The 7,954-nt window shown below is 56.6% G+C and carries 5 protein-coding genes; 1 reads left to right on the forward strand and 4 read right to left on the reverse strand.

The features are described 5' to 3' along the window. The 4 genes from AC0L21_RS37515 to AC0L21_RS37530 form a co-directional block, all read right to left on the reverse strand. Window positions 1-2,175 (reverse strand): Ig-like domain-containing protein (locus AC0L21_RS37515; RefSeq protein ID WP_473266975.1); only part of this gene is annotated, 2,175 nt, incomplete at its 3' end. Window positions 2,176-2,891: 716 nt separating this feature from the next. Continuing rightward, entirely contained in the window at window positions 2,892-3,119 is a 228-nt protein-coding gene (locus AC0L21_RS37520; RefSeq protein WP_473266978.1) for a hypothetical protein, read from the reverse strand. A 1,014-nt stretch (window positions 3,120-4,133) separates the two neighbouring features. After that, window positions 4,134-4,346: a helix-turn-helix domain-containing protein gene (locus AC0L21_RS37525; protein WP_473266980.1), complete on the reverse strand. Its 213-nt coding sequence runs from the start codon at window positions 4,344-4,346 to the stop codon at window positions 4,134-4,136. A 679-nt stretch (window positions 4,347-5,025) separates the two neighbouring features. Further along, window positions 5,026-5,349, reverse strand: coding sequence for a hypothetical protein (locus tag AC0L21_RS37530; RefSeq protein WP_473266981.1), 324 nt, complete (start codon window positions 5,347-5,349; stop codon window positions 5,026-5,028). A 1,382-nt stretch (window positions 5,350-6,731) separates the two neighbouring features. On the opposite strand from AC0L21_RS37530, the gene AC0L21_RS37535 reads away from it, so the two are divergent. After that, window positions 6,732-6,950: a hypothetical protein gene (locus AC0L21_RS37535; RefSeq protein ID WP_473266983.1), complete on the forward strand. Its 219-nt coding sequence runs from the start codon at window positions 6,732-6,734 to the stop codon at window positions 6,948-6,950. The last annotated feature ends 1,004 nt before the right edge of the window (window positions 6,951-7,954 follow it).

Here is a 7,954-nt window from a genome sequence, read left to right on the forward strand (position 1 = left end):
CTCCGCCGTGCCGCCGATCTGGATGCCGCCGGAAGCTTCCGACGCGTTGATCAGATTGTCGCCGCCCTCGATCGTCGCAATCGCGACCGCTGGCGCAACGGTATCGACGGTCAGCGTCGTCGCGGTCGAGGCCGTGTTGCCTGCCGCATCGGTGGCTATCGCCGTCACGACCAGGGCCCCCTGGCCGGCAGGCGTGATCGACGTGGTCCAGTGACCGGCACCGTCGACCGTCACCGCCGCACCGTTGACGGTCAGGGTCGAACCGGTCTCTGCGGTGCCGCCGATCTGGACGCCGCCGGAAGCTTCCGACGCGTTGATCAGATTGTCGCCGCCCTCGATCGTCGCAATCGCGACCGCTGCGCCGGTGCTGTTGAGCGTATACACCACCGCGACGCTAGTTGAGACGTTGCCCGCGGCATCGCTCACCCGGGCCGTCAGATAGTTGCTGCCCTGGTTCAGCGTGACCGTGCTGCTCCAGTTGCCATTGCTTTGCACGATCGCGGTGCCGACCGGGGTGGTGCCGTCCAGGATGGTGACGGTGGCGCCCGCATCGGCCACATCCACTGTACCGGTAATGGTCTGGCTCGCCTGGCTGGTCGAACCGCCGCCGCTGGTGATGGCAACCGTCGGTGCCGTCGTGTCTAGCGTGAAAACAACGGGCGCGCTCGTCTTGAGATCAATGCTAGGGTTCCAGGCCACGATGCTGTGGTCGCCATCACCCGCTAGAGAGACCGTTTTTGTCCAAACGCCGCCAGAACCAACGGTAACCGCTCCGATTTGCGTAGTGACACCGTTATAGGTGTCGTACAGCGTCAGAGTGGACCCAGCGAGGGCCGGATCAACAGTTCCGCTGATCGTCTGATTACCTTGCTTGACTGTGCCGCCTGCATTATCAATAATTATAGGTCGGAACGAAATAGGGACAAAAGCTTGCGTGGTGTCCAAAGCAGAGACAGCCGGTTTCGTTGTTGACGCATAACTTCCTGTGATCGAAGCGAGCGTCACAGAAGTAGGGGTGATCGATCCACCACTAGCCTGACCCTTCACATCGTCTGCAATGACGGTAGTCGAGGCCTCGGTGGGTGAGGCTGGCGGGCTTCCAGCGAACTTCTGCAGCGTCTTTGTATCGACATCGCCTCGCTTGCCGTCACTGGGTGGCGGAGTGCTCGGAGCAAGTTGTTTCCCGATGTCGTAGGTTGTTAACACCTGCTGAAAAGTGCTAAACTCCTGAGCAACTTGGCTCTGGCTCTTGCTGACGTCTTGTGTGATCACCTCAAAATTGGCAGCTGGCGTTACGGTAAGCGCTGGACCATTGCTGGTAACTAATCCGATCGCATCTCCCGCAACACAAGCGCCTTGAAGCACACTTGCTGGAACGCATTTGAAGACCTGTACTGAATGAACCTGACCATCGTGCTGATCGGCGACGGAGATTGAGACCTGCCCATCCACTGAATCGACGTTGAGAATGACCGCCGTACCGCGGATTCCGATCACGGCAGAAGGCGTTGCAACTTGCATGTCGCCGGTCTTGGCGACCTGGCCTGCTACGAAACTGGCCGCGCCTTGTACAAGCGTGAACAGAGCATGGTTGGAGCCACTGGCCAGACTGACCAAGGTACCGCTCGCACTAGTCTGCTCTTCGTATCCTAAATCGTTCAGCATAAATCGAGCGTTGGCACTCAGGTTGAATGTTGAGCCGTCGATCAGTACCAGACCAATTGTCGAGCTACTTCCAGTCTGCACAACGTCGTTCTGATAGACGACGTCCCCATTATTTGCCTCGATAGTAACGCCATTGCGAACAATGCTGGCGCTTCCTGTTACTGTGGCGACATGGCCAATCACCTTTGCAGACGCCGCGACACTTCCCGCAGCTTGCGCAAAGGTTTGATGACCCGTTAGCGTTTCGATCACTCTCGCATCGAGCAGCGCACCGTCTGCCGAGATGAGCGGCGAACGCTTTTCACCAAGGAAGTAATTGTGGATGGTGACACGATGGTCAGGATCCGAAATGATGAGATCCTGGCCTGAGCGTGCATACTCGCCCGAGAACAGGAGATGCGCGTCGAGAATGATCAGCGCCTTGGCTGGGCCAAGCTTGGATAAACTAGAAGACCCCCAGGCTAACTCAGACCCAGCAGCGTCGAACTTCGGATGCAATGGGGTATTCAAATTGCGCCCCCGTATAGAAATTTGTAAAATAATTAATTAAATTCAATACCATCTAGTCAATTTCCTGAAAAGCGTTTTTGTTGGCAATTTTTTTCCGGCGATCGTTCAACCGCGGCGAGATAGCTCATGCCGCGCGCGGGCCCCATTCTACATGCGCGGGGAGCCATTGCCGTATGCAGGCGAAGACGCTACCAGGATCGCACTCGCAGGTTGCAGCCGAGAACATTCCGCTGCATGAATCTATTCGAGATCCGCCGCCGATGCGTGCAGGCACGCAACGACCACTGAAATCGCCGCTTTTTTTGAAAGTCGCACCAACAGCGCTCTATGCAGCATCTATCGCTTGGAGGAAGTGCGCGACCCAAGCCAACGTGAGCGAATCCGCAAAGCTGCTCAAATGGGCTACGAGACACACCTAAAATTTGCATTCACCGACCCTGAATCAGCGGGGGCAATCGCGACCTTGGCCATCCTTGCTGTTTGGTGGAGCAATGCACAACTCCCACGGCAACGAGGGCGTCACCCGTACATTTCCGTCGATTTGAGAGGCTTCAGCGCTTAGCTCGCATCCCGATTTGCCTCACCGGCGCATCAAGTTGCAAGGGGGGGGACGAATGTATATGTGCCAGATTCAAGCAGTCTTCGCCGCGCGGATCCGTGTGCATCCCGCTGGCGAACCAATCGCCTCGCTCGAGGGGTAGCCGTGTTAGTTCTTTTTAGTTCTTTCCTAGCGCGTTGAGGTGGGCTGGCGGTTGCACTGCTATAGCCCCGACGACCATCTGAGGCGCCGAGGCAGACAGCAGCGCAATGGCCGATTGTTCTTCGAGCAGGCGTGTCTCAAGATACCGCCGTTTAACCTCGGTCAGCGTAGTTTGAAGCAACCGCAAATACCGTTCAACGTTCTTCTGATAAGTACGCAAACGGACAATCTTCTCATCCATCATCTTCCATCCCCGATGGGCATGGTACAATATGTCCTGGAAACGCATCCCGAGAAGGCTAAAATTAAATAGATCAATTTAAATAACAGCGTTGAGATTGGCAGAGAGGTCGGTCAATGTCGCTTCTGATCAGATCAAGCAGACACGAGGTCTTCGAATTCTGTGGCAATATCAAGTAGCTTGCGCTCTCTCACCAGCAGGGCTCCTTTAAATGATCAGAGGGTCCGCCATTGACTTCGCCGATCACGTTCTGTTCCGGAGCGGGGCCCGAGATGAACACAGGGCAGGCCCATTCTTCAGAAGATGCAGTCCCCTGTCTTGGTGTGCGCTGAACGTTATTTGTCCGACCTGCTGGTCGCGCGGCATCACAGTAAAGCAAATATAGCTGGACGACGCTGGAGGCCCTCAGGGTATAGAACGATCACCGATCGCCAGAAGAAATCCCGGAGCGCGGCGTCCTCGCCTAGGTGATTGGTCAATCGCGAGTTTCATGAGAGCGCAATTCAGCGCAAATGGAAGGCGGCGCGGCTAAATGCGCTGCAGTGAAGCTTTCTTCCTACCACACGCCTCGGTCCCCGCGGATAATGCCGCACCACCGAGCAATAATTAACGCTAGTTTCTTGCGCACAGGCGCCCTTCCATTCGAACGATCAGTGCGCCGAGCAGCAGAGGGTCAAGTCGGCCATCGAGTGGGTGAATGTCCACCCGCCTGACAAAGACGTCCTCCTTCTTCGACCACCCTTGCTTAGTGCTCATCGCCCGGAGAGCAACCGCCACAGCCGAACTGGGGCAATCGTAGAGCTTCGGTCGGTTCAATTGCGCGGTGCTTACTCCGCTCACCGAGGCAGGACGTTTGAATCCTCGGCTATATTTGATTTGACCTAACGTCGACTGACGTGGAAATCGTCGGGAGTGCCAGCCAGACAGGGCAGCACTTTCTTCTGTCGACCCCATTCGTCGCACCTGGACAGCATTATTTCCCAGGTGTCCATCGCAGATGGAGCACCGGCAAAGCTATCACTCCGCCAGTTGCGGGAAAGGTTTCCCACTCGTTTTGCTGCTACGGCCCCGCTGTTTTCGAAACCGCTGCAAGCGAGCATAAACCGCTTGCCGCGTGCGGCCTAGCTGTTCGCTGACTTCGTCTGCCGAGGCGCCCCGGCTAAAGAGAAGAAGCAATCTGGCTTCCTCATCTGGCAACCATGGACGCGTCAGTGTGCGATTGTTCGTCATCAACTGGCCTAATCGTTCAAGGGCTTTCGCAGACTTAGGCGCGCGGCCGTGCAGGCCGCCGCGCTACATCAGGAGTTCGAGCCGGCTGTTCGAGCCGCGGCGGCGCCGACATACGGCTGGGCTCAGGCGTACCATTACCGCGCATCATCCACGCAGCTAGGCGCGCATAGCTTCGCCTCAGAGCCGGCACAAACCAAGCCGATACGACTTCGTGATCGATGCCGCGAAAGAATGCCTTCAAAACATTTAAAAAGACTTGCCGTGATTCCCCGGACGCGTAACCGATCGTCATTAGTGCGATGCGAACGGATGGCAATGATGGAAACAGAACGCTCCTTGACGCCATACTTCAAGGCGTGCGCCGGCGCGCAAAGCACAACCCCATGTTCAATCAGCATCATCTGAAAATTTCTCGACCAACTTCACGATCGCGGTTGGGTGCCCGGTTCGAAGCTGACGGACACACCCAAAGTTACGGCTGTCCTCCTGCGAAGTACTTTGCTGGAACGGCGCTCCACGAAGGCGGGCGTCGAATTTCGCATGACTGAAGCCGGTGTGACCGAGCTAAGCCGGCCGCGATAACCGCAGGCCGGACCGGAACGACTAGAAGCTTGCGGCCTGCGGATCTTGATTTGTGTAGCCGATGCCCTCTCGCAAGAGGTGATTTTCAGCTGCAACCTCAATCGCCGCCACCGATGGATCGATAGTGGTCCAGGCGCATTTGGGTGATCACTAAAGTGCAAAACTCTTCACGTTCAAACGCGAAGCGGCGTTGATGAGCTCGAAAGCTCTCGACGCGTTTTTTAATCTCCTCACGCTCCGACAAATTCCGATTAGCGAGTACGGGGTACGAACATACCTCTGCGTCATTTTTTGGAGTTAGCGAAGGCGGCGCCGGAACGACGGGCAACGAGTGTTGGCTCTCAGGCTCAAGCGACGCGCTTTGCAACAGATCGTTGGCTTGCGCCAGCATAGCCTCCAGCTCAGCTTTCCAATCACTCAAAATCAACTCCTCCAAAGCTCGAGATGCCCGACAGCTGGTACCCCAGGAGGTAAGCGCCGGAAGCGGGCAACGACCAGCCGCTCCGGTCACGCAGCCCGTGGAGCCCATTATCACATAAATCAGGAGAATATAATCGTAACCGTCGCTGCCGCGATTCAGGTGCTCGACAATGAATCACAAGTGGTTCATCCGATTCAAGATTTCTCGATCGGGGCTACGAAATAGAATCAAGCATTTGTGGGCAATTGAAAGCCGGTGAGGCCCGGTGAGGGCCGCGGGATGATCGTGGCGCGGTGGCCCGATCAGGCGCAGACTGAACGGGGTTCTCTTCCATTCCCGAGGCAGCAGCTCATTGAGCCAACCTTGCCGGGTGCTGGCGATGCGGGCCAGAATATCCGCCAGCCACCGATTAGCAAGCTACCGTAGTTCTTGCTGGCACGACGGGCGGCTGTCAGGCATTCACCAGAGACGGCGGAGACGTGATCGTGGACGTAGCGAGACCGCTGCGAAAGGACTGAACTGATCAACGCAAACGGGCCCAGTACACCTGAGCGTTGTTGCCCCGCGATTAGCGAATTGGGAGCGTGGTTGCCCCAGAATTTGACGCGCTGCAATCGGGCACAGCACACTCAAAGGCCGCTAAAGGCTCCCGCTGGAGGAGGCCGGCAGCGAACGTTCTAGTCTTTGCCGTCTACTCCCCGGTTACGAGATTTGGGCGTTGAACCAGCCAATACACACCATAACCGATAGCTAGCATCGGAAGGCCTGCGCCAGCGATTGGTCCCGGTGCCCCCCTTAACTGGCCGGGGGCGTTTGCGCAATTACCCTTGCCGTTACAGGCTAGGGCGGGAGCAGAAACGCCGAAACTAAACGATAGTGTTGCAGCTACTAGAGAGCTCATGATCACTTTCATGGCTATGCTCCTAAAAGCGTTCAGATAACATTCGCATTTGACCGAATTATTTGGACGTCTGCCTATCGCAGTATCTAATCGCAGAAATAAACCTATTACTCGCAAAATAACGCAACAATAAACTCACGTTACTAAAACTGGCGGCTCAGCGAGCTTAACTAAAGTCAGTTTCGGATAATGCCAAAAAGACTCCGCTCAGACTAAGTAACAGGCCAGCTATGATTACTGGCCTGGAGCAGTACCGAAGGTTCCGCCTGTGGTCCTGACAGCGGATCAGGCACGCGATTTCCGGTCGGCGCATTAATTAAAACGAAGCCAAGTTGCCAGCTCTGCCGCTAGGCGCCGGGACGTCAACCCCAGCGGCACCTCAGCTAGCGACTGCAAAACGATTGTCACTTGTCGCCGGAAGCACGAGTGCTAATCTAAGCATATTTCGGGCAGTTTGATTTCAGCACCTTGGAGATTGTATTTGACCAACGATACAGCCGTGTACGAGGCCTTTCGCATCAACCCGACCGACGGCAGCGAGGAGTGGACCGTCCGCATGGGCACGCGCCGCGCTATCATGAGAGACGGGCTTACAATCGATCTTGCATCTCTCGCCTATTGCCCGCACGAATGGCTGAATGAAGGTGGTTACGTCGATATCGAACGCGTGCGAGAATTCCCCTTGATGTTCGCGCTCTGAGCATCAAGATGGACCAGCAGCTTCCTCCGGAAGCGACGGTCCGGCGACTGCTAGGCCGCCTTTCAAGTCGACGGCGGCTCGCCCGGCCGGCCTCGACAACGCCTCACGCGACCGACAGCAACCCAAACCGCGAATTCGCGAAAACCGATGAGTCAGCGGTTTGGTTCTTCGTCTTCTTACCGATTTTCGTGCTGTTCTATGCGATCGTGGAGAAAATGCATGTTAGATGAAGCGCTGGGCGGCCGCGCCGATCTTAAGGCGCAACTGCCTCAGTCGTATCGCTTGAAGATGCCCTGCTCTAAACCTGCATTTCGGCTAGTTTATCCCACTCTTCGGCGAGCCGAAGCCACGCCTGATGATCCGGGTCACTATGAGCGTCCGCTGCCGCCCGACGGCGTTGCTCGGCAATGTCCTGAACCGGTCTGCGAGAGACTGGGACAGAAGCATCTCCCTCTTGCTCTAATCCAGGGGGTGATGGCCGGTTCCTTGGGCCGACTAGCCCAGGGCGAGGCAATTTTCGCGGAGATTAAGGCGGGGGAGCGGTAGGTGCCGCATCATCATCGGCTTTCCCTTCCTTTAGCGCGGCCTCCTCAACGTAGCGCAACACCGAACGGCGCGCGTCATCGCTCTTAATCTTCTTGAACGCCCTTGATCAGGCGCAACATCTGAAGGTCTTCAATACTACTGCTCAAGAACTGGGCCTTCGAAAGAAAGCGACAATCTATCAGGCGCCCGGCTTCACGGAAACCCGTGCCTGTCGTTCGCGGCTGCCACCATCTTTGACCTGCGCGCATCGCAACGCCAGCGCTCACCCTTCTGAGCCCGCGCACGTCCCGTGCGCCAGAAAATCCCATAGCCGTCTATCAATAAAGGCACCTCCAACACTGGTTTGGCAACCGAAGCTATGCTGTCAGGGTCTCATAGATTGTACGCATACGACGAAGGCCGCCTGATTGACAAATGCGCGCGAGCGCGGCGAGTTCTACGATGGCGTTGCGTGAAGG

Source organism: Bradyrhizobium sp. WSM4873 (assembly GCF_055811355.1).

Coding starts and splice junctions, on each gene's coding strand:
- AC0L21_RS37520 (WP_473266978.1), bottom strand. CDS start 3,119: ATGATGGATGAGAAGATTGTCCGTTTGCGTACTTATCAGAAGAACGTT.
- AC0L21_RS37525 (WP_473266980.1), bottom strand. CDS start 4,346: ATGACGAACAATCGCACACTGACGCGTCCATGGTTGCCAGATGAGGAA.